Origin of the sequence: Pseudomonas urmiensis, from assembly GCF_014268815.2 — a bacterium.
GTDB classification, from domain to species: Bacteria; Pseudomonadota; Gammaproteobacteria; order Pseudomonadales; family Pseudomonadaceae; genus Aquipseudomonas; species Aquipseudomonas urmiensis.
This window is the reverse complement of record NZ_JABWRE020000001.1, coordinates 4,847,468-4,868,914: the sequence shown is the minus strand read 5'-3', so window position 1 is coordinate 4,868,914 and position 21,447 is coordinate 4,847,468. Positions and strand designations below refer to the sequence as shown.

Below are 21,447 nucleotides of genomic sequence, written 5' to 3'. Positions count from 1 at the left end.
TTCCTTACGCAGAAAGTCCGCAACCTAGCAGCTCGGCGAGGCAATTTTTCCCGGTGTGGGCAGATAGAGAAACGTCCTACGCGGCTTGAAGATTTGGATGTAGCCAAGCCAAGGGGAGATCGCGGGCGAGGTTAGGAAATGTATCTATGGGGCTAAATTCTATCGTTCACAAAACAGAACGCTAAAGGCAAATTTCGCTATCTAGTGCGCCAAAGGTCTTGGTTTTAATCTTTCCCCATCAACGCGAAACACCCAACTCACTGAACATCAAAATCCCCTTTAGGAGCACGACCATGGCCCACTTCAAATACAACCGCCTGAACAAAGACGACGCCGCCGTACTGCTGGTCGACCACCAAGCTGGCCTGCTGTCGCTGGTACGTGACATCGAGCCAGACCGCTTCAAGAACAACGTGCTGGCCCTGGCTGACTTGGCCAAGTTCTTCAACCTGCCGACCATCCTCACCACCAGCTTCGAGCAAGGCCCCAACGGCCCGCTGGTGCCGGAGCTGAAAGCGCTGTTCCCAGATGCGCCGTACATCGCCCGCCCAGGCCAGATCAACGCCTGGGACAACGAAGACTTCGTCAAGGCAGTCAAGGCCACTGGCAAGAAGCAGCTGATCATCGCCGGTGTGGTGACTGAAGTGTGCGTGGCCTTCCCAGCGCTGGCGGCCCTGGAAGAAGAGTTCGAAGTGTTCGTGGTGACCGATGCCTCCGGCACCTTCAACGAGATGACCCGCGACGCCGCCCACGACCGCATGAGCCGTGCTGGCGCCCAGCTGATGACTTGGTTCGGGGTGGCCTGCGAGCTGCACCGCGACTGGCGCAACGACATCGAAGGCCTGGCTGCGCTGTGCTCCAACCACATCCCGGACTACCGCAACCTGATGACCAGCTACAACGCGCTGACTGCCGCCAAGTAAATCATCCGCCCACAGCACATTGATCCAATCCAGCGCCTGCCCACTGCCGCACAGTGGGCCTTGGCCCGCTCATCTCCAGGGAACGCCGATGAACACTGCAACCCAAGACAACCGCAACGTGGTGACCCTGGTCATCCAGCACAAGGCCCGCGCCGAATCACTGAGCCGCTATGAGGCCTGGCTCAAGCGCGCGGTCTCCGCAGCCCGCCTGCAACCTGGCCATCTGGACGTCAACGTGATTCGCCCAGACGACGGTGGCCGGCACTTCACCACCGTGGTGCGCTTTGCCGATGCGGGGCTGTTGCAGGCCTGGGTCAACTCAGCCGAGCGCCAGGCGCTGGTCAGTGAAGTGCTGCCGTTGCTCGAAGACGGCGACCACACCCAGGTGCATGAGGATCCGGAGTTCTGGTTCACCCCGCCGAGTAGCAACGCCGCGCAGCCGCCGCGCTGGAAGCAGGCACTGCTGACCTACCTGGTGATCTGCCCAATGACCATGGTCATCCCGCAGTTGCTGGCGCCGTTTTTCGCCCGCTTCCCGCACCTGGGCGGGCCAGTGGCGGGCAACCTGATCGTCAACCTGTTCGTCATCTTGCCGGTGGTGTTCTACATCATGCCGTGGGTGACCCGCCGCTGTGCCAACTGGCTGCGCGGCTGAGTTTTGCTGACTGCCTCGTTCAACTACCTACCCATTTTCAGGAGATTACCGATATGAGCACGCTCGTGACCCGCGATGGCACCTCGATCTATTACAAGGACTGGGGCAGTGGCAAGCCCGTGCTGTTCAGCCACGGCTGGCCCCTGGACGCCGACATGTGGGACTCGCAGATGGAGTTCCTGGCGAGCCGTGGCTACCGCGCCATCGCTTTCGACCGTCGTGGTTTTGGCCGCTCCGACCAGCCGTGGACCGGTTATGACTACGACACCTTCGCCGACGATATCGCCCAGTTGATCGAACACCTCGACCTGCGCGAAGTGACCTTGGTCGGTTTCTCCATGGGCGGTGGCGATGTCAGCCGCTACATCGCTCGCCACGGCAGCCAGCGGGTAGCCGGGCTGGTATTGCTGGGCGCGGTAACGCCGATCTTCGGCAAGTCCCCGAGCAATCCTGATGGCGTCGACGGGTCGGTGTTCGACGGCATCCAGGCGGGGCTGCGCGCGGATCGGGCGCAGTTCATCGCCGATTTCGCCACGCCCTTCTATGGGCTGAACCAGGGCCAGACGGTGTCCCAGGGGGTGCAAACGCAGACGTTGAACATCGCCCTGATGGCGTCGTTGAAAGCCACCCTGGACTGTGTCACGGCGTTTTCGCAAACCGATTTCCGTCCTGATATGAGCAAAATCGACGTGCCGACCCTGGTGATCCATGGCGATGGCGACCAGATCGTGCCGTTCGAAACCACCGGCAAGCGCGCTGCCGAGCTCATTGGTGGGGCTGAGTTGAAAGTGTACAGCGGTGCGCCGCATGGCTTTGCGGTCACTCATGCGCAGCAGTTGAACGAAGACCTGCTGGCATTCGTGTCCCGCTAAGCCTCGGTCTTGCGGCCCTTCGCCGATCGATACGCGAAGAGGCCGCAACTGCCACCGGCACAGCCGGCACCCCACGCACTTCGTTGCTAGCCTCAAGGCCTCAACGCAGCACATCCATCCAATCGTCACCAGGCATGAAGCGGCATGCTCCGCAGTCGCGCCTGCCGATGCCGCCTTCAGACGGAGACCCTTATGAGTCAGGACCCCAACGACAAGAGCCGTCGCCAGTTCCTCGCCACCAGCACCGTGCTCGGTGCTGCCGGTGCGCTTTGGTCCGCGCTGCCCTTTGCCGGTTCAGCCGGTGCCGCCCATGCATCCACCCAAGGAGCCCCCATGACCGCCGATCTCATTCTGTTCAACGGCAAACTGCACACGGTCGACCGCGAGAAGCCCACCGCCAGTGCCGTTGCCATCAAGGACGGCCGCTTCCTCGCAGTCGGCAGCGACGCCGAGGCCATGGCCTACAAGAGCGCCGCCACGCAGATCATCGATCTCAAGCAGCGCACGGTCATCCCAGGCTTGAACGACTCGCACCTGCACCTGATCCGCGGTGGCCTGAACTACAACCTGGAATTGCGCTGGGAAGGCGTGCCGTCGGTGGCCGATGCCCTGCGCATGCTCAAGGACCAGGCGGCGCGTACGCCGACTCCGCAGTGGGTGCGCGTGGTCGGTGGCTGGAACGAATTCCAGTTCGCCGAAAAGCGCATGCCGACCCTCGAAGAAATCAACCAGGCCGCGCCCGACACCCCGGTGTTCCTGCTGCACCTGTATGACCGAGCGCTGCTCAACCGCGCCGCGCTCAAGGCGGTCGGCTATGACAAGAGCACGCCGAACCCGCCAGGCGGCGAGATTCAGCGTGACAAGTTCGGCAATCCGACCGGCATGCTGATCGCTCGTCCCAACGCAATGATTCTCTACGCCACCCTGGCCAAAGGGCCGAAGCTGCCGCTGGAGTATCAGGTCAACTCCACCCGCCAGTTTATGCGTGAGCTGAACCGCCTGGGCCTGACCAGTGCCATCGACGCCGGCGGCGGCTACCAGAATTTCCCCGACGACTACTCGGTGATCCAGGAGCTGGCCGACAACAACCAACTGACTGTGCGCATCGCCTACAACTTGTTCACCCAGAAGCCCAAGGAAGAGTTGGACGACTTCCGCAAGTGGACCTCCAGCGTCAAGCTGCACAGTGGCACCGACTTCCTGCGCCACAACGGCGCCGGCGAGATGCTGGTGTTCTCCGCCGCCGACTTCGAAGACTTCCTCGAACCGCGTCCGGATTTGCCGCAGACCATGGAAGAAGAGCTGGAGCCGGTGGTGCGCCATCTGGTCGAGCAGCGCTGGCCGTTCCGCCTGCACGCCACCTACAACGAATCGATCACACGCATGCTCGATGTGTTCGAGAAGGTCAACCGCGACATTCCATTCAACGGCCTGCCGTGGTTCTTCGACCACGCCGAAACCATCACCCCGCAGAACATCGAGCGCGTACGCGCCCTGGGCGGTGGTATCGCCATCCAGGACCGCATGGCCTTCCAGGGTGAGTACTTCGTTGATCGCTACGGTGCCAAGGCCGCCGAACAGACCCCGCCAATCAAGCGCATGCTCGAGATGGGCGTGCCAGTGGGCGCCGGTACCGACGCTACCCGAGTCTCCAGCTACAACCCGTGGACTTCGCTGTACTGGCTGGTCAGCGGCAAGACCGTGGGTGGAATGGAGCTGTACCCGCAAGGCCTGGATCGCGATACCGCGCTGCAGCTGTTTACCCAGGGCAGCGCCTGGTTCTCCAGCGAGCAGGGCAAGAAGGGCCAGATCAAGGTAGGCCAGCTGGCCGACTTGGCGGCACTGTCGCTGGACTTCTTCAGCGTCGAGGAAGAAGCGATCAAGGGCATCGAGTCGGTGCTAACCCTCGTCGACGGCAAGGTAGTGTACGCGGCGGGCGAATTCGATCGCCTCGGTCCACCGCAGGTGCCGGTACTGCCTGAATGGTCGCCGGTGGCCAAGGTTCCAGGGCACTGGCGCGTCGGCACACCCTCGCTGGTGGCGGCAGTGCACCAATGCAGCGGGCCTTGTGGGGTGCATGCGCATAGTCATGAGAAGGCGCGGCAGTCGAGCGTGCCGGTCAATGACTTCCAGGGCTTCTGGGGTGCGTTGGGTTGTTCGTGTTTCGCGTTCTGATCTGAAATCGGGGGCCACTATGGCCCCCGTTTTTTTGTGCTGTCAGGGGCGACTCAGAAACCACCCTTGAGCGGGTATTCGATGATCAGGTACAGGCGGTCGATGTCATCCCCGGCTTGGGCGCTGTTGGCCCGATGGCTGACATGTGACAGCGACAGGCTGAGGTCTTTGGCGGTGCCACTCTGCACCACGTACTTGAGGTCCAGGTCACGCTCCCAGTGACGGCCGCCTTTGCCTTGCTGGCCAAGGTAGGCGCCGCCAGCCGGGGCATGCGTACCATCGATGCCGCGACCGCTGACGTAGCGACCCATCAGGCTCAGGCCAGGGATGCCGAGGGTGGCCAGGTCGAGGTCGTAGCGCAACTGCCAGGAGCGTTCGTTGGGGCCGTTGAAGTCGGCGTACTTGATCGAGTTGGCCAGGTAGATCGAGTCGCCACCGACGAAGTCGAACGGCGTGTCGCCTTCGATCCGTTGATAGGCCAAGGTCAGCGCTTGGGGCCCGAAGCGGTATTTGGCCGCCAGGCTGTAGGCGAGCGTATCGATCGGCCCGGCGCTGGCTTGGCCAGTGTCGCGGCTGTGGTAGAGGTTGCCATCCAGGCGCCAGTTGCCCTCGGCCAGGTTCAGGTTGAGGTAGGCCTGACGCCAAGTGTCCTGCAATTGTGCTGCATACAGAGCGCCGCCAAACGGCCCGCTGGGCGCGTAGCTGGCCCCCGCCAGGCTGATGGCGTGCCCTTGGGTGGTTGCGCCATAGCCGCTGAAATCATCATGGCTGGAGCTGTTGTCCTGATTGTTGAACGCGGTGAAGCGCCCGGCTTGCAGATGCCAGTCGGGCAGATCGCTGTTTTCCAGCAGCCATCCGCTGGCGTATTCGGGATGCAGACGTTTGTCGCCGGTATCGAACACCGGTGTTTCGACGGTCATCTCGCCGTAGCGCAGCAGCGTCTTGCCAAGGCGTAGCTTGAGGGCGGCACCAGCGCTGGAATAGGCGGACTCAGCCCGCCCATCGCTGTCACGCGGCAGCAGGCCGGTGCCGGCATGGCCGCGGCCGCCGTCGAGCTTGAGGCCGACAAACCCGTGGGCATCGACGCCCAGGCCAAGCGGGCCTGGAGTAAAGCCTGAGCGCACTTCGCCGATGAACCCCTGGGCCCATTCCTGGCGATAGCTCTGGCCGCTGGCCGACGGGCTGCGGTAGTCGTTGTGCAGCAGGTAATTGCGGCTGAGCAGCGACCAGCCCGGTTCGTCCGCGTGGCTCAGGGCGGGGCCGAGGATGACCATGACGAGCAGGGCGCGGGCGGGCCTGGATGATGCGAAAGACATGGGTGCTCCGGTGTGGATGATCGGGCACTGTGAGGCAGGCACGCTGAACTGTCTTGTAAAGGTGTGCTGGTGATCTGAGTCGTCGGTGCTGGCCTCTTCGCGGGCAAGCCCGCTCCCACAGGGGGGGCGTAACTCAAACAGGGACGCTGTACCTGTGGGAGCGGGCTTGCCCGCGAAGAGGCCAGCACGGACAGCCAATCAGGCTTGCCCGAGCGCCTGCTCAGGCCATATCGCTGGAAGAGAACTCTTCAGCCAGGTGATCGATCAGCGAACGCACCGAAGGCAACAGGCCGCGACGCGACGGGAAGATCGCATGGACGATACCGCAGCGCGGATTCCAGCCCGGCAACAGCTCGACCAGGCGACCTGTGGCCAAATCGTCGCGCACCGCCACCCGCGGCAGGTGCGCGATGCCGACGCCGGCCACGACGAAATGGCGCAGGGCAAAAAGGTCGTCGGTGACCATCCGCGGCGTGTGCGGGATGACGATGCTGCGGCTCATGTCCTCGCCCTGGAACAATTCCCACTGATATTCACGCTGCGCGCTACCCCAGTGCACGCTGGGCAATTCGCTCAATTGCAGCGGATCGAAGCCTTGTGGCAGTTGTTCGAGGAACGACGGCTGGCCGACCAGGCATTGGGTGCTGTTGCTCAGCACCTTCATCACCATGTCGGTGTTTTCCAGCGGCGGGAAACGCACCCTCAACGCCACGTCGAAGCCTTCGTGCAGCAGGTCGACGCGGCGGTTGGTGCTTTCGATGAACAGCTCCACCAGCGGGTACTTGAGCATGTAGCGGGTCAGCATCGGCCCGACCCACGAGTTGAGCAGGGTGGTCGGGCAGCTGATGCGCACCAGGCCGCGCGGCTCGCAACGGTTGCGTTCGATGACCTCAGCGGCGCCCTCGGCTTCGACGCGCATCGCCAGGCAGCGGCGGTAGTACTCCTGGCCGATTTCGGTCAGCGAGCAATGCCGGCTGGTGCGGTGCAACAGACGCACGCCCAGGCGATCTTCCAGGTCGGCAATGCGCCGACTGAGCTTTGACTTGGGCATGTCCAGCGCCCGGCCTGCGGGGGCAAAACCGCCGTGCTCGACCACTTGGGTGAAGTAGTAGAGCGAGTTGAGGTCTTCCACGTGTGGGGCTCCAGTTCATTCGGTGGGGCTGCGGGCGCTATCGCGGGGCAAGCCCGCGCCTACAGGGACCGCGTTCGCAGCATAGCTGCATCGTTCGTAAAACAGAACGCTAAAGGCAAATTTCGCTATCTAGTGCGCCAAAGGGCTTGGTTTTAATCTTTCCCCATCAACGCGAAACACCCAACTGACTAAACATCAAAACCCCCTTTAGGAGCACGACCATGGCCCACTTCAAATACAACCGCCTGAACAAAGACGACGCCGCCGTACTGCTGGTCGACCACCAAGCTGGCCTGCTGTCGCTGGTACGTGACATCGAGCCGGACCGCTTCAAGAACAACGTGCTGGCCCTGGCTGACCTCGCCAAGTTCTTCAACCTGCCGACCATCCTCACCACCAGCTTCGAGCAAGGCCCCAACGGCCCGCTGGTGCCGGAGCTGAAAGCGCTGTTCCCAGATGCCCCGTACATCGCCCGCCCAGGCCAGATCAACGCCTGGGACAACGAAGACTTCGTCAAGGCAGTCAAGGCCACTGGCAAGAAGCAGCTGATCATCGCCGGTGTGGTGACTGAAGTGTGCGTGGCCTTCCCGGCGCTGGCGGCCCTGGAAGAAGAGTTCGAAGTGTTCGTGGTGACCGATGCCTCCGGCACCTTCAACGAGATGACCCGCGACGCCGCCCACGACCGCATGAGCCGTGCTGGCGCCCAGCTGATGACCTGGTTCGGCGTCGCCTGCGAGCTGCACCGCGACTGGCGCAACGACGTCGAAGGCCTGGCCGCGCTGTGCTCCAACCACATCCCGGACTACCGCAACCTGATGACCAGCTACAACGCGCTGACTGCGGGTCAATAATCAGCCACTGCAATCGAAAAGGCCGGCATCCCTAAGGGGGTGCCGGCCTTTTTGCATGTGTCGGTGAAAAAGCTGGCGAGCTATTCAGCGCACAGGCTGCGACTCGATCCCTTCCAACATCGCTTCAACCAGCGCATCAGCCATTTCGACGGCGTGCAGGTTGGCCCAGAACAGACCTTTGCCTTTTTCGTGCACATGATCGAGTGCCTGGTAGCCACTGGCGTAGGCGCTGCGCAGGTACAGCGCGACATGCACCAAGGCGTCGTGGGCGGTGATGTTGGGATTGACGCAGAAGATCGGCGGATGGCCGGCGTCGCAGTGGCCGAAGGCGTGTTGCTGGGTGCTGGGGAGCGGTGGGTCGGGGACGATTTTTTTCATTGCAGGATCTCTGAAGTTGAGCTGCAACCGTCCGTTTCCACGCGAAGGGTGGCAGTTGTACGCAGGGTGGAAAACCGGTCAGAGAGTCACCCGGTAGGCCGTAAGGCCTCCCGCGTACAACCGCCATTGAAGACGAAACTCTGTAGCCAGGTTTCCACACCTGATCGCTGAAACGTCAGCGACTCGGTCAGCCTAGAGGGCTCGGATTTCCCGGACAATCAGATGGGGGTCGACAGGTTTTGTAGGGTATTTCGCTGGTCTGGTGGTAACCAGTAAGAAAGGTATTCAGCGGTTGTAGGACGATGCTGATACAACAATTTTGGGGCCGCTTTGCGCCCCTTCGCGGGCAAGCCCGCTCCCACAAGTACAGCGCTGCTTTGAAGCTTCGCGCTGTCCCTGTGGGAGCGGGCTTGCCCGCGAAGGGGCGCAAAGCGGCCCCAAATGTACCCGTCTGGCTTTTGCCTGAGCCGCTCAATCGGCATCAGACTCGAACAAGCGTTGCAGCTCCTCCCGCGCCTCCTTGGCGTTCTGCATTACCTTGGCGCGGTCATCACGCACACGGCCCTGGGTCTCCAGCACCTGTTCGTCATGCTCGGTGAAGCGCTCGATACGATCCGCCGCCTGCTCCTCGGTCAAGCCCAGGCCAACCAAGGCGCGCCGGGTCATCTCCAGGCTGGAGTAGAAGGTTTCCCGAATCGGTACGGCGCCAACGTCAGTCAACTTGTGCACATGCTGGCGGTTACGTGCCCGGGCCAACACTTTCAAGTGCGGGTAGAGGCGCTTGACCCGTTCGGCAGTGCGGGTGGTGATCTCAGGATCATCCGTGGTGATCACGAAATACTCGGCCTCGCCGACCTTCGCCGCATGCAGCACCTCGGCGCGCAGTGGGTCGCCATAGAACACCGGTACTTGTTCGAAGGTGCGGGTCATTTCGATGGCGTCCACCGACGTGTCGAGGGCGATGAAGGGGATGTTCTGCGCGCGCAGGATGCGCGAGACGATCTGGCCCATGCGGCCCATGCCGACGATCACCACGCGCGGCGCATCGGTCTGGATCTGTTTGTACTGTTCGGGCACTTCGCGGGCGGCTTGCGGGCGCTTGAGCAGGCGTGCGCAGATGATCAACAGCAGCGGGGTAGCCGCCATCGACAGGGTGATGGTCATCAGCAGCAGGTCATAGGTGTAGGCGTCGAACAGGCCTTGGTCCTTGCCCAGCTTGAAGACCACGAAGGCAAACTCGCCACCAGCCGCCAGCACCACGCCCAAGCGCAGCCCATTGGCTTTGTTGAGGCCGCCGATGCGCCCGACCAGCATCAGCAGTGGCAGTTTCACCGCCACCAGCAGCAGCGTCAGGCCCAGCAGCAGAAGGGGGGCCTCGAGCAGCAGGCTGAGATTTGCGCCCATGCCCACACTGATGAAGAACAACCCCAGCAGCAAGCCTTTGAACGGTTCGATCTGTGATTCCAGCTCGTGGCGATACTCCGAGTCCGCCAACAGCAGGCCGGCCAGGAAAGCGCCCAGGGCCATGGAGATGCCGGCTTCTTCCATCAGCCAGGCGGTACCGATTACTACCAGCAGCGCAGTGGCGGTGGAGACTTCCGGCAAGCCGGTGCGGGCGACGATGCGGAACACCGGGCGCAGCAGGTAACGACCGCCGACGATGACCACCGCGATGCTGGCGAATACCTTCAGGCCATGCTCCAGGCTGTCGCCATGACTGGTCTCCGGGCCACTGGCAGCCAGCAGCGGCACCAGTGCGATCAGGGGAATTGCGGCGATGTCCTGAAACAGCAGGATGGCAAACGCCAAGCGGCCATGCGGCGCGTTGAGCTGCTTACTCTCGGCCAGGCTTTGCAGGCCAAGCGCAGTGGAGGAGAGCGCTAGGCCCAGGCCCACCACCAGCGCCGCCGGCAGCGATTGGCCGAAGCCGAACACGGCAATGGCGCCAATCACGGCGCCGGTCAGCAGCACTTGTGCCAGGCCCACGCCGAAGACCGCCTTGCGCATCAGCCACAGGCGTCGAGGCGAAAGCTCCAGGCCGATGATGAACAGCAGCAGGACCACGCCCAGTTCAGAGATATGTGCGACGCTTTCGGTATCACGGATCAGCCCCAAGGCCTGTGGGCCGATGGCGACCCCGGCGAGCAGATAGCCGATTACGGCGCCCAGTTGCAGGCGCTTGGCCAGAGGCACGGCAATGACGGCGGCAAGCAGAAAGATCACCGCGGTTTGTAGAAGGCTGCCTTCGTGTGGCATCGCTCGGACTCCATGAGCTGCTACGGGGCAGCGTTGATAGGTGGAGGGCGGATTGTGGGGTGCCGGTGAGGTTTGGACAATCTGGCTCGCTTGAGACTGATTGTCTCCTTCAAGGTGACAGTCAGTTGTGCCCTCAGCCCTCGCCAAACTGCGCGCGATACTGATTCGGCGTCATCCCGATCCGTTCGCAAAACACCTTGCGCATGTGCCGATCGCTACCAAAACCACTGCGCGCCGCCACTACCTTTAACGCAAGGTCGCTACCTTCAAGGAGTTTGCGGGCGTGGTCGATGCGTGCATTTTGCAGGTACTGCAGGGGTGTCAGGCCCACCTCGCGGTGGAAGGTGCGAGCAAAATTGCGGCTGCTCATGGCCACCAGCTCGGCCATTTTTTGCACGGTATACGCTTGGTCGATGTGATCGACGATATACGCCTGGACCCTGGCGATAGGTGAGCCATCGCGCGGTACAGCGGCAAGCAAGGGCCCGTAGGGCAACTGGCCGCCCTGGCGATGGCGGGCCACCAGCAGCACCTTGGCCACTTCCAAGGCCAGCGCTTTGCCGTGGTCTTCGGCGACCACGGCCAGGGCCAGGTCGATCCCGGCGGTAATTCCGCCCGAGGTGATCAGGTTGCGGTCAATCACGTAGATCTGCTCGGTCTCGACCTTCGCTTCGGGAAACTGCTGGGCCAGGCGCTCCACGTAGTTCCAGTGGGTCGTGCAGCGAAAGCCGCCGAGCAGGCCGGCGCGGCCGAGCAAGAACACCCCGGTGCAGATCGCGCCAAAGCGCTTGGCGCTGGCTACGGCCTGGGGCAGCCAGCTTTCCAGCCCAGGCAGCGCCAGGTCATAGGCGCCCGGTCCGCCTGGTACCAGCAACAGGTCAATGTCGCCGGGCAGCTGCTGCAAGCTGAGGTCAGCCACCACCTGCAAGCCACAGGAGCTGCGGATCTTGCCTTCGCCCTCTGCCAGGGTAAGCAGGCGGTAACGGCGCTCTGCTGGCAAGAAGCGGTTGGCCAGGGCGAACGCGTCCATTGGGCCCGTCACGTCGAGCATCAGCACATCATCGAACAGGACCACTGCCACGGTTTTGTGAGCATGAGGCTGCTGCATAACCCATATACCTCTTGAATCTGTGCGGCATCTTAACAAGGCGCGGGCGGCACAATTAAGAACTATTAAGCTTTGCCTCAGGACTTTGTAATGAGCCGGCGGCGAGACTGCTCCCATTGAAAGAGGAGCCTCGACATGCCCACCCAGACCGAGCCAGGCGCACTTACGGCCGGGCGTCTGCATCGAGCCAAGGAGCTGATGCTGCGCAGCGACCTGTCGATTATCGAGATCGCCGCGGTGTGCAACCTGACCCGCAGCCACTTCTCTCGCGCGTTCAAGATCAATACCGGGCTGTCACCACAGGCCTGGCGCCTGCTGGCGCGGCTGGAGAAGGCCAAGCAACTGCTGGTCACTGAAGCGCCAATCACCCATGTCAGCCTGGAGTGCGGGTTTTTCGACCAGTCGCACTTCACCCGTGTCTTCAGCCGCCTGGTCGGGCAGCCGCCCAAGGCCTGGCGCCAGTCGGCTAGATCGCAAGTTCCGAGCTACCACCCTTAAGCCATTTCTATCCCTATGGATAGGTCTGAAGGGTGTTCCCAACCCAAGGAGTTACCATCATGAGCAATCCCGACTACAAGCGCCTGAACAAAGATGATGCCGTGGTACTGCTGGTCGATCACCAGACTGGTCTGATTTCGTTGGTCCAGGATTTCTCGCCCAACGAATTCAAGAACAACGTCCTGGCCCTGGGCGATCTGGCCAAGTTCTTCGGCCTGCCGACCATTCTGACCACCAGCTTCGAGCAAGGCCCGAACGGCCCGCTGGTGCCCGAGCTCAAGGAAATGTTCCCGGACGCGCCGTACATTGCCCGTCCAGGGCAGATCAACGCGTGGGACAACGAAGATTTCGTCAAGGCGATCAAGGCCACTGGGCGCAAGCAGTTGATCATCGCGGGCGTGGTCACTGACGTGTGCGTGGCGTTCCCGACCTTGTCGGCACTGGCCGAAGGCTTTGAGGTGTTCGTGGTGACGGATGCGTCCGGCACCTTCAACGAAACCGTACAGCAGGCGGCGTGGGTGCGCATGACCCAGGCCGGGGCGCAGATGATGAACTGGTTCTCGGTGGCGTGTGAGCTGCATCGTGACTGGCGCAACGACATCGAAGGCTTGGGCAATCTGCTGTCGCAGCGGATTCCTAACTATCGCAACCTGATGAACAGCTACTCGGCACTCACGGCCAAGTAATACCGCGGGGCCGCTGCGGCGGCCCCAGCTTTCAGGGCAGCGTCACCACAATTCGGCAGCCGCCCAGCGTCGAGGCCTGCACACGCAGACTGCCGCCATGCGCCTGCACGACTGAATTGCAGATCGCCAAGCCCATCCCCAAGCCACTGGCCTTGGTGGTATAGAACGCATCGAAAACTCGCCCTTGCTCCTCTGGCGCGATGCCTGGGCCGTTGTCATCCACACTGATTTCAACGCCTGCCTCGCCAAGGGTGCAGGCAATCTGCAGCACCCCGTCAGGGCGAAAATCGCTTAGCGCTTCCAGGGCATTGGTGATCAGGTTGAACACCAGTTGCTGAATCTGCACTGCATCGACCTTGGCGCTTACCCCAGGCTGCAGTTGCGCCTGGACCTTCACCGCAGCCCTGAGCGCATCGGATGACGTCATGCGGATAACGTCTTCGAGCAACTCATCCAGCCTGGCCACCTTGAGCTGCATCGGCGTCTGCTTGGCCAGGGCGCGCAACGCCTTGACGATGCTCGCCGCCCGTTCGCTGTCGGCGCGGATGTCTTGCAGGCCGTCGATGGCTTCCTCAAGGTTGGGCTGTTCGCGCTTGAGCCAGCGCAGGCTGGCCGCGGCATTGGAGGCGATGCCCAGCAGGGGCTGGCTGATTTCGTGGGCGATCGAGGCGGACAACTCGTTCATCACCTGCAGGTGCGAGCTGCGCGCAAGCTCGGCACGCGAGTGGCGCAGTTCCGCGGCCATCTGCGCGCGGGCCTGGTTGTCTTCGGCCAGGCGGGTATAGAACTTGGCCGTCTGGAGCGATACTGCGGCCTGCGAGGCGAGGATTTCCAGCATGGCTAGCCGCTGGCTGCCGAACAGGTTGGGCACCATTCGATTTTCCAGATAGACCAGGCCGATCAACACCCCTTGAATCACCAGCGGCAGGCACAGCACCGAGCGCGCGCCGCGCGCTTGCAGGTCGTGGCGGAAGGCCTCGGGGCAGTCGGACAGGGCGTCATGCAGCAGCAGCGGCTTTTTGGTGCGCATGGTCGCGTTGATGATCGACAGCGGCGCTTGGGTGATGAACTTCTGGCAATCTTCCATGCTCACTTGCAGCCCGCCGTCGCTGATGGCTGCGCTGGCGGCCATCTGGAACTCGGCACCGCTGACGATCAGCAACGCGCCGTGGTCGGCACCGGAGTGCAGGGTCAGGTGGCCCATGAGCGTTTCGATCAGCCCTTCAAGCAGCACTTCTTCAGACAGCGCCCGCGCAGCCTGGATGCCGGCTTCAAGGTCCAGGCTGGCCTGGGAGGTCGAGCGATAGGTCTCCTGAATCGGCTGGGTACGCAAAAACGGGTGCAGTGTTTCCAACTGACGCACCTTGCCGGCTGCCCCCCAGATATGGAAGCAGTCGCGGGCAATACGCAGATGCAGGTTGGCCCCGGATATCAGACCGCTGGGGATGCACACTTCGGCCAGTTGCTCGTGGGCCAGCGCTTGCTCATGAATGAAGCCTGCGGCGGTAGCGGCGATCTGCGCCTGGTCAAAGCAGCGGATGGCTGCCAGTCCATCGCCGTCGAGTTTGGCGATCACCCCTTCGATCAACAGCAGTTTGTTGCGGAAGGTGACTGGATTGAACTGTGCCCACTGGCTGAACAGCTCGCGCAGGCGGCTCAACTGTTCACGCTTGTGCTCAAGGCTGCCGGGCGCTTCCGGGCTGCCCAGGGTCAAGCCGCAAAACAGGTGATAGTCGGCCAGGTTGATATGCGCAGGCGCTGCCCAGGTCAGGGGTGCGGCGCGTTCGAGGGCGACCACGGCCTGGTTGATATCCCCCAGGTAGAACGCCGACATGCCCTCGAACAGCCGCTTGAAGAATAACGTCGTGCGCGAAGTGGCGTGGGTTTCCAAGGCGTCGTAGAGCGCGCTTTCGAGGCTGTCGCGGTGGGCTTCGCCACCTTCCCTCAAGGCGCTCACGAAGGCCTGTTGGGCCAGCAGGATCTGTTCGATATCGCGATAGCCATACTGGCGCACAGTAGCCAGGCCGAGTTGGATTTCCTCGGCAACCGAATGCAAGTGCTGGCCCATCACCAGCGAATCGGAGACCAAATGGTTGCAGGCGTAGCAGGCCATCGCCAGGTCGCCGCTCAAGCGTCCCGAGTCGATGGCTTGCTGCGCGGTGCGCCGGGCGAAATCCATCGACGCAGTCCAGGCGCTGACTTGGTCGAGGGCTAGCAGGGTGCTGGTCAGGTCGACCTCAAAGCCGTACCGCTCGATCAGCTTGAGCGCCGCCAGGCAGTAGGCGTGACCATCGTGATACGCACCAAAGCGCTCTGCCGCCATCACCCCGAACCAGGCCAGGCCGTAGGTACTGCCGGGAGCAACGCCGTGCGCGAGGGTCAGTTCGAGGATTTTCGCCAGGTGCAGGTAACGGATATCGTCATCGATGAAGAAGGAGCAAGACAAGGTCGCCAGTAGGCCAATGGCGACGATGACTGTTTCGCTCTCGGCCTTGGGCAACGCCTCAAGGCAATGCCGGCCGCGCTGTTCGATCAGCGCCTGGATGCTGCGCAGCTGAGTCTCGACCTGAAGCGCGTCGTTGCCACGGCCTAGCTCGATGCCCAGCAGGCGCAGGCCTTCAAGCGCATCGTTGATCGCCGCGTCATAGTCTGAATGCAGGGTTTTGAATCGCGCGCGCAGTTTGCAGGCGATGGCCTGGTCGAGCGGCGAGTGCGCCCGTTTGCTGCATTCGCCGATCCGCTGCTGGGCTTGGCTCATGCGCGACAGCAGCATGTCGCATTCTGCCGCCATGCAGGCAAGGCTGAAGGCGTGTCGGTAGTCGACCGCTGGCGAGCCGCAGGTCTGTAGCAGTTCTTCGCCGGCGTTCAGATATCCAGCGGCTTGCTCGTGCGAGGCCGAGTCACGGGCGCGGCGTGCCGCCTCCATCAGGAGAATCAGGTAGGCCTCGCACTCCTCAGTGCTGAACACAGACTTTTCTGCACGTTGGACCTGATTGGCGATCTCGAACACTGCATCGGCCAGCGCGTTGCGCCACACGTATTTCATCACCCGGGCGATCTGGGCATGCTGTGCAGCGCGCTCCGGAGCGGCAGTCAGCAGGTAGGCGGCTTCCTCCACGCGGTCGTGCGAGAAACTCAAGCCGTGCTGGCTGGCCGCAAGAAAGCCTGCGTCCAGCAAAGCGTTGAGATGCTCGCCCAAGCGATCGTGGTCGATCGTCACCAGCTTGGCCAGCAGCGGTGGGTCGAAGCGCCCGCCAGCGGCGCCGGCGACCCGCAGGATCTCCCGTTGCGCCGCTGGCAAGCGGCCCAGGCGATGGATCATCAGGTCGGCGACATTGTCGGCATAACGGTGTTGGGCCACAGCTTCGAGGGACCACGACCAGCGCATGGCCAGGGGGTCGAAGGTGAACAATTTGTCTTCGACCATGGCTTTGAGGATTTGCCGAGCGAACAGCGGGTTGCCGGCGGTTTTCGCGTGCACCAGTTCAGCGACCTGCCGGGCGTCGTCAGTGGTGACGTGATAGCGCTCGCTGATCAGCTGGGCGACGGCATCGACCGGCAGCGCCAGCAGCTCCAGGTGATGGCTGTGCAGCGGGGTCAAATGGGTGGAGTTGGCCAGTTCGTAGGCTTTGCCAGCCGGGTTGCCGGCAGCATTGCAGCGGCTGGCAAAAATCAGCAGCAGGTTAGCCGGGGAGCGCGCGAGCAACTCCCTGAGCAGGTGCAACGAGGCGTCGTCAGCCCACTGCAAGTCGTCGAAAAAAAGAATCAATGGCCGGCCAGGCGCGGTGAACAGCTGAAGGAAATCGACGATTGCCCGCAACTCCTTTTCCAGTGCCAGCCGAGAGGGTTGTTGCGGAAATTCGGCCATTGGCCCGATGATCAGCTTCAGCTCTGGAGCCAGCGTGCCGAGCAAGCGGCCGCGGTTTTGGATGCGCTGCTGGATCTGGCTGCGGATGGTCTCCAGGTCTGCACGGTTCTTGGCCAGCAACTGGGTGGTCAGCGCACCTAGGATATCGACCCACGGGGCGTAGGGGATGGCCTGCTCCAGGCTGTTGCATTTGCCGGCCGCCCAATAGCCGGCGTCATGATCGCGCAAGGCCGCCTTGACCAGGCTCGATTTGCCCATGCCCGTCGCCCCGCTGATGAACAGCGCTTGGGCTGTGCTGTCACGACGCAAGGTCTTGAGGATGCGGGCGATGGACTGCAACTCGCTGCTGCGGCCATACAGGCGCTCGTGGGTGCAGGGCATGGGGTCGGAGCAGCCCAGGGTAAAGGTCGCGATCGTCTGGCTCGCCTGCCATTGCCGCTGGCAATGGGCAAGATCGACGGCCAGCGCCTGGGCGCTCTGGTAACGCGCATCAGGCTCTTTGGCCAAGGCTTTGGCGAGGATCAGGCTGATCGCCTGGGGCACGTCTGGGCTGAGCTCGGCGGCGGGGCGGGGCAGAACGCCTGCGTGCAGCTGGCGCCAATGCTGCTTGTCGCGACCGGCCAGCGGTAGTTCACCCACCAGCAATTGGTAGAGGATGGCGGCTAGGGCGTAGAGGTCGCTGCGTCGGTCGCTGCTGGCGCCGTGTGGGCAAACCTGCTCGGGCGCAAGGAAGGACCAGGTATCGGTCGCTGTACCCTGATCACTGATCCGCTCGCCGCTGTCGGCCTGGAACCCACCGAGCTTGACCCGATTATCAGCGAGCAATACGACATGCTGCGGCTGCAACGCGCCATGCAAGACCCCGGCCTGATGGGCCTGCGCCAGTGCCTTGCTGGCGTTGACCGCGATCTGCAGAAACGCGCGCAAGGTAGGCCGTCCTTGGGCGATGACCTCGGCCAGCGATTCACCTGCTGGGTAGACCAACAATGGGCCTTCGGCCGAGCGCACGAATGCACATGGCGTGACAGCCCATTCAGGGTCGAGCCGCAGTCGGTAGTCGCGCTCCAGACGCTGGCAGGCAGCCGGCGATTCCACTGGCGCGCGTATCGCCGTCCAGGCTCGAGCAGAACGTGCGTCCCACAAGCGGAAGTAGCTGAGCTCGCCCTCCTGTGTCAGCAAGGCAGTATCGCAACGGTTGAGCCAATCTTCATCGATCGACGGATCGTGATCGATAGGCCATTGAACGAGGCGTTCACCCAGCATCGCGCATCCCCTGCAGCCTGCATTTTCCACGCGAGTATACGCAGCGGACCCGGCGCGAATGCCCGTTGTAGGCGGCTTGGCAGGAATGGGAACCAATCTGACCGTTCTGGATCCTGCGCCGCGGCCTTTGCTCGATTGCCGCGTGCGTTGGAGGTGTATCCTCAGGCCAACCTATCCCTCGGGATAATTGTCTGAACGCGCACGCTCACCTAGATTGCACAGGGCTGCGCAACCGCCTTGGCCTGTGAAACTTGAGACGATCATGATCCGACTAGGCAATGCGCTGGTGTCGCTTGAGCGACGAGAGGCTTTCCTCGACGGCAAGCCGTTGCCTCTGGGTGGCCGTGCGTTCGATGTCCTGGCGATGCTGGTCAGGGCCAAGGGCCGCGTGGTTAGCAAGGAAGAGCTGTTCAGCCAGGTCTGGGCGGGCACCGTGGTCGAGGACAACAATCTTCAGGTGCAGGTATCGCTGCTGCGCAAGATGCTCGGTGACAAGCGCCTGATCCAGACCGTCGCCCGTCGAGGCTACCGGTTGGCAGTCGATATTGCCGCAGACCTTGCGTCATTCGCCCATAGCCCTTCATTCAACCTCGATCCCGACCTGCCGCCACCGAGCGACGATGGCGCCGCTGTGCCGGTTCTGGTGGTGGACGACGATCCGTCGGTGCGCTCCGCGCTGGGCAGGTTGTTGCGGGTAGAGGGTATCCCTCACCGGCTTTACGCCTCGGCAGAAGAGCTGCTGCAAGCGCGGTGGGATTCGCCTTATGCCTGCCTGTTGCTGGACATCAATCTGCCAGCCGCCACTGGGCTGGAGCTGCAGGACATGCTCGGCAAGCTCGACTTGCCGTGGCCGGTGGTGTTCATGACCGGCTACGGGACTATTCCCATGGCGGTGCAGGCAATGCGCGCGGGGGCGATCGAGGTGCTGACCAAACCGTTCGACGAGCAGCAGCTGTTAACGCTGCTCGATGTCGTACGTTTGCGCGCGGTGGCGGCGGGCAGGGCGTGGCAGCATGCGCGACAGGTTAAAGACAAGTATGCGCGCCTCACTACTCGCGAGCGCCAGGTGTTTTCGCTGGTGGTCAGTGGGCTGTCGCACAAACAGATCGCCAAACACATCGGAACCAGCGAAGTGACGACCAAGGTGCACAAGAAAAACATCATGAACAAGATGCAGTCGCGCTCGCTGGTCGATCTGGTCTCGATGCACAACGTGGTCGCTGGCTGCGGTAGCGTCGAGGGCCAGGGCGCCGCATGAACGGACCCGTTTCAACCGCCAAGGCTTGGGTGTGCATCGTCGACGATGATGCGTCCGTTCGCAAAAGCCTGGCCAACCTGTTGCGCTCAGCAGGCTTCGACCCGCTGCCGTTCAGCTCGGGGGAGGCATTCCTCGGGTCTGGGTTGGCGCGTGAGGCGGGCTGCGCCTTGCTCGACTTGAAAATGCCGGGGCTCGGTGGCTTGCAGGTTCTGCGTGAACTGGCGGCGATGGGTTGGCGCTTGCCAGTGATCTGCATGTCTGCACACTGGAGCGATGCCGGGCTGGATGAGTCGATGCGCGAAGGGGCGGTGGCCTGTTTGCGCAAGCCATTCAGCGAAGAGGCGTTGTTGCAGGCAATAGGCTTGGCCTTGGCTGTTTGATGCCGGGGCCGCGAAGCAGCCCCGGGCACGTTGTACGATGACTTAGGTGAACAGATCCACACCCAGCTGGAACGCTACCCACAACGCAAGGCCGGTGGCGAAGGCCAGGGCAATGTTCTCGAACAGGTTGTTGCGGTACTCCTTGCTCAGCAACGACTTCTGGTTGGACATGATCAGCAAGCCCAGCGAGATCACCGGCAAACCGACGATGTTCAGTGCGCTGACCCCGATGGTCAGGGTGACGAAGTCCGGCATGCCGGGGATCGACCAGATCAGCGGCGTGACCAGGATGAACAGCATGAACCAGCGGTGCGCAGGGTCCTTGTGGAACTCCTTGCCATAGCGCTCGCGCCGCTGTGGCCTCACGTGCTGGAAGGCATCGGTAATCAGCATCGGGAAGGCAGTGGTCTTGCCCGAGATGCTGGCGAACAAGGTCGCGAACACGCCGATGAAGAAGATGTACCAACCGATCGGGCCGAAGAACATTTCCAGGGCCTTGCCCAGGTCGCCCAGGGTGTTCACTTCGATGCCATTGGGACGCAGGATTTCTGCGCCGACGATCCAGATCGCCAGGTTGATCACGATGCCGACGAACACCGCGAACAGCAGGTCATTGCGCTGTACGCGCTTGTGCTGCGGGCCGGTCCAACCTTTCTGGCGCATCACGTACGGGTGGACGAAGTTGGCCACCGAGCCTGCCACCGCACCGATCACCGACACCGCGACCAGCATGGCGCCGTGCACGCCCTCATCAGCAGGGATGCTAAAGCCGATGGTGCCTTTGACGATGCCGACCACATCGGGGCCAGACATCACCGCCAGGGCGAGAAACGCCAGGGTCATCACTGCCAGCAGCAGCTTCATCACCCCTTCGATCATCGAATAGATATTGCGCCCGACCAGCATCCACACCGCCAGCACCACGGCCATCGAGCACAGCAGCGGATAGTCGATGCGCAGCAGCATCGCCAGCGCTTCACCAGCGCCCTTGATCATGTAGGCATTCATCAGATGACCCATGAGCAAGGCATAGCCGAGCATGAACCAGGCAAACACCGGATGCAGTTGGGCGTAGCCCTGGAGAATGGTCATGCCCTGGTTATTGCACAGCTGGAAGCGGGCAATGATGTTGACGATCAGGTAGCGCAGCAGCAGTGACACTGCCAGTACCCACATCATCGCGTAACCGTAGTTGGCCCCGGCCACCGACGAGGTGATCAGATCACCTGCGCCGAGCCAGGACAGCACGGCAATGATGCCCGGCCCGAGCAGTTTGACTACCCGAGAAAGGCGGCTTTGCGAGGGCGTGGCAGTTTTGCCCTCCACGGAAGGTATGCTCGTCATCGATGGTGTCTCCGTTATTTTTGTTGTGAGAGCCGGCGCAGTCGAACACAGTAGATAGGATGTCGTACAACTAAAATTACGCGCTAAATATTACAAGATGTTTCTAAGCCAGCGATGGCCTTTTAACACGAAAGGGCCGCAAAGCGGCCCTGTTCGGTGTGGCTGGACTCAAACTCAGTTCTGATTGGCGAGGGTGTTGGGTTGGCTGTAGCTCACCTGGTGTACCTGGCCATTGCTGTCGCGGTAAGTGAGTGTGGCGGTACTGCTGTGGCCTTGAGGGTTTGCCGGGGCCTGCACGCTGATCACCTGATCGATGTCCATGCCGTAGTGGTAGGCGCGGACTTCACCGGACTGGGCGAAGGCACTGGCACTGCTGGCAATGGCGAAGGTGGTAGCGGCAATGGCGAAGCTTTTGCGAAGGGTCATGATCGTTCTCCAGATTAGTCGGTAGTGGGCGACGACTGCTTGCTGTCTGGAGGCAATA

At 62.4% G+C, this 21,447-nt stretch carries 17 protein-coding genes; 9 read left to right on the top strand and 8 right to left on the bottom strand.

Going from position 1 to position 21,447, the window contains the following annotated elements; all coding sequences use genetic code 11:
• The first annotated feature begins 293 nt into the window (after positions 1–293).
• From ycaC (HU737_RS22050) to HU737_RS22035, 4 genes are all read left to right on the top strand, one after another.
• Complete coding sequence (gene ycaC, locus HU737_RS22050; RefSeq protein ID WP_186552989.1) at positions 294–923, top strand: isochorismate family cysteine hydrolase YcaC; 630 nt, start codon at positions 294–296, stop codon at positions 921–923.
• An 88-nt stretch (positions 924–1,011) separates the two neighbouring features.
• Positions 1,012–1,578 carry an antibiotic biosynthesis monooxygenase gene (locus HU737_RS22045; protein ID WP_186552988.1) on the top strand — a complete coding sequence of 189 codons (567 nt, stop codon included), beginning with the start codon at positions 1,012–1,014 and terminating at the stop codon, positions 1,576–1,578.
• A 53-nt stretch (positions 1,579–1,631) separates the two neighbouring features.
• Positions 1,632–2,450, top strand: coding sequence for an alpha/beta fold hydrolase (locus HU737_RS22040; protein ID WP_186552987.1), 819 nt, complete (start codon positions 1,632–1,634; stop codon positions 2,448–2,450).
• Positions 2,451–2,783: 333 nt separating this feature from the next.
• Positions 2,784–4,625: an amidohydrolase gene (locus tag HU737_RS22035; RefSeq protein ID WP_186553235.1), complete on the top strand. Its 1,842-nt coding sequence runs from the start codon at positions 2,784–2,786 to the stop codon at positions 4,623–4,625.
• A gap of 53 nt (positions 4,626–4,678) precedes the next feature.
• Here HU737_RS22035 and HU737_RS22030 read toward each other — a convergent pair whose 3' ends face one another.
• Both HU737_RS22030 and HU737_RS22025 read right to left on the bottom strand, forming a co-directional pair.
• The gene (locus HU737_RS22030) at positions 4,679–5,941 is read right to left on the bottom strand and encodes an OprD family porin (protein ID WP_186552986.1); all 1,263 of its coding nucleotides are present in this window, start codon (positions 5,939–5,941) and stop codon (positions 4,679–4,681) included.
• A 220-nt stretch (positions 5,942–6,161) separates the two neighbouring features.
• Positions 6,162–7,073 carry a LysR substrate-binding domain-containing protein gene (locus HU737_RS22025; RefSeq protein ID WP_186552985.1) on the bottom strand — a complete coding sequence of 304 codons (912 nt, stop codon included), beginning with the start codon at positions 7,071–7,073 and terminating at the stop codon, positions 6,162–6,164.
• A gap of 221 nt (positions 7,074–7,294) precedes the next feature.
• Between HU737_RS22025 and ycaC (HU737_RS22020) the strand changes: the two genes are divergently transcribed.
• A complete protein-coding gene (ycaC, locus tag HU737_RS22020; protein WP_186552984.1) occupies positions 7,295–7,924 on the top strand; it encodes an isochorismate family cysteine hydrolase YcaC in 630 nt (209 codons plus the stop codon).
• A gap of 84 nt (positions 7,925–8,008) precedes the next feature.
• Here the strand turns inward: ycaC (HU737_RS22020) and HU737_RS22015 are convergent, their stop codons facing one another.
• The 3 genes from HU737_RS22015 to HU737_RS22005 all read right to left on the bottom strand — a co-directional run bounded on the left by HU737_RS22015 (position 8,009) and on the right by HU737_RS22005 (position 11,666).
• The gene (locus HU737_RS22015; protein ID WP_186552983.1) at positions 8,009–8,302 is read right to left on the bottom strand and encodes a hypothetical protein; all 294 of its coding nucleotides are present in this window, start codon (positions 8,300–8,302) and stop codon (positions 8,009–8,011) included.
• A gap of 471 nt (positions 8,303–8,773) precedes the next feature.
• Positions 8,774–10,558, bottom strand: coding sequence for a monovalent cation:proton antiporter-2 (CPA2) family protein (locus HU737_RS22010; RefSeq protein WP_186552982.1), 1,785 nt, complete (start codon positions 10,556–10,558; stop codon positions 8,774–8,776).
• A gap of 133 nt (positions 10,559–10,691) precedes the next feature.
• Positions 10,692–11,666 carry a GlxA family transcriptional regulator gene (locus HU737_RS22005; RefSeq protein ID WP_186552981.1) on the bottom strand — a complete coding sequence of 325 codons (975 nt, stop codon included), beginning with the start codon at positions 11,664–11,666 and terminating at the stop codon, positions 10,692–10,694.
• Positions 11,667–11,801: 135 nt separating this feature from the next.
• Here HU737_RS22005 and HU737_RS22000 point away from each other — a divergent pair, with 135 nt between their 5' ends.
• Entirely contained in the window at positions 11,802–12,164 is a 363-nt protein-coding gene (locus tag HU737_RS22000) for a helix-turn-helix domain-containing protein (RefSeq protein ID WP_186552980.1), read from the top strand.
• A 59-nt stretch (positions 12,165–12,223) separates the two neighbouring features.
• Positions 12,224–12,850 carry an isochorismate family cysteine hydrolase YcaC gene (gene ycaC / locus HU737_RS21995; protein WP_186552979.1) on the top strand — a complete coding sequence of 209 codons (627 nt, stop codon included), beginning with the start codon at positions 12,224–12,226 and terminating at the stop codon, positions 12,848–12,850.
• 31 nt (positions 12,851–12,881) lie between these two features.
• Here ycaC (HU737_RS21995) and HU737_RS21990 read toward each other — a convergent pair whose 3' ends face one another.
• Positions 12,882–17,981 carry a trifunctional serine/threonine-protein kinase/ATP-binding protein/sensor histidine kinase gene (locus HU737_RS21990; RefSeq protein ID WP_186552978.1) on the bottom strand — a complete coding sequence of 1,700 codons (5,100 nt, stop codon included), beginning with the start codon at positions 17,979–17,981 and terminating at the stop codon, positions 12,882–12,884.
• Between the two features lie 262 nt (positions 17,982–18,243).
• Between HU737_RS21990 and HU737_RS21985 the strand changes: the two genes are divergently transcribed.
• Together HU737_RS21985 and HU737_RS21980 are read left to right on the top strand one after the other, a co-directional pair.
• Positions 18,244–19,239 (top strand): response regulator, encoded by a 996-nt coding sequence (locus HU737_RS21985; RefSeq protein ID WP_186552977.1) that lies wholly within the window; start codon positions 18,244–18,246, stop codon positions 19,237–19,239.
• A 29-nt stretch (positions 19,240–19,268) separates the two neighbouring features.
• Entirely contained in the window at positions 19,269–19,619 is a 351-nt protein-coding gene (locus HU737_RS21980) for a response regulator transcription factor (protein WP_186553234.1), read from the top strand.
• Between the two features lie 42 nt (positions 19,620–19,661).
• On the opposite strand, the gene HU737_RS21975 is transcribed toward HU737_RS21980, so the two are convergent.
• Positions 19,662–20,963: an Nramp family divalent metal transporter gene (locus HU737_RS21975; RefSeq protein ID WP_186552976.1), complete on the bottom strand. Its 1,302-nt coding sequence runs from the start codon at positions 20,961–20,963 to the stop codon at positions 19,662–19,664.
• Between the two features lie 174 nt (positions 20,964–21,137).
• Complete coding sequence (locus HU737_RS21970) at positions 21,138–21,389, bottom strand: DUF2790 domain-containing protein (RefSeq protein WP_186552975.1); 252 nt, start codon at positions 21,387–21,389, stop codon at positions 21,138–21,140.
• Positions 21,390–21,447 lie beyond the last annotated feature (58 nt).

Excerpts from the sequence above, each read along its gene's own strand:
- HU737_RS21990 (WP_186552978.1), bottom strand. The coding sequence starts at position 17,981 with ATGCTGGGTGAACGCCTCGTTCAATGGCCTATCGATCACGATCCGTCG.
- HU737_RS21975 (WP_186552976.1), bottom strand. The coding sequence starts at position 20,963 with ATGACGAGCATACCTTCCGTGGAGGGCAAAACTGCCACGCCCTCGCAA.
- ycaC (WP_186552984.1), top strand. The coding sequence starts at position 7,295 with ATGGCCCACTTCAAATACAACCGCCTGAACAAAGACGACGCCGCCGTA.
- ycaC (WP_186552989.1), top strand. The coding sequence starts at position 294 with ATGGCCCACTTCAAATACAACCGCCTGAACAAAGACGACGCCGCCGTA.
- HU737_RS21985 (WP_186552977.1), top strand. The coding sequence starts at position 18,244 with ATGATCCGACTAGGCAATGCGCTGGTGTCGCTTGAGCGACGAGAGGCT.
- ycaC (WP_186552979.1), top strand. The coding sequence starts at position 12,224 with ATGAGCAATCCCGACTACAAGCGCCTGAACAAAGATGATGCCGTGGTA.
- HU737_RS22000 (WP_186552980.1), top strand. The coding sequence starts at position 11,802 with ATGCCCACCCAGACCGAGCCAGGCGCACTTACGGCCGGGCGTCTGCAT.
- HU737_RS22045 (WP_186552988.1), top strand. The coding sequence starts at position 1,012 with ATGAACACTGCAACCCAAGACAACCGCAACGTGGTGACCCTGGTCATC.
- HU737_RS22015 (WP_186552983.1), bottom strand. The coding sequence starts at position 8,302 with ATGAAAAAAATCGTCCCCGACCCACCGCTCCCCAGCACCCAGCAACAC.
- HU737_RS22010 (WP_186552982.1), bottom strand. The coding sequence starts at position 10,558 with ATGCCACACGAAGGCAGCCTTCTACAAACCGCGGTGATCTTTCTGCTT.
- HU737_RS22030 (WP_186552986.1), bottom strand. The coding sequence starts at position 5,941 with ATGTCTTTCGCATCATCCAGGCCCGCCCGCGCCCTGCTCGTCATGGTC.
- HU737_RS22040 (WP_186552987.1), top strand. The coding sequence starts at position 1,632 with ATGAGCACGCTCGTGACCCGCGATGGCACCTCGATCTATTACAAGGAC.
- HU737_RS21970 (WP_186552975.1), bottom strand. The coding sequence starts at position 21,389 with ATGACCCTTCGCAAAAGCTTCGCCATTGCCGCTACCACCTTCGCCATT.
- HU737_RS22035 (WP_186553235.1), top strand. The coding sequence starts at position 2,784 with ATGACCGCCGATCTCATTCTGTTCAACGGCAAACTGCACACGGTCGAC.
- HU737_RS22005 (WP_186552981.1), bottom strand. The coding sequence starts at position 11,666 with ATGCAGCAGCCTCATGCTCACAAAACCGTGGCAGTGGTCCTGTTCGAT.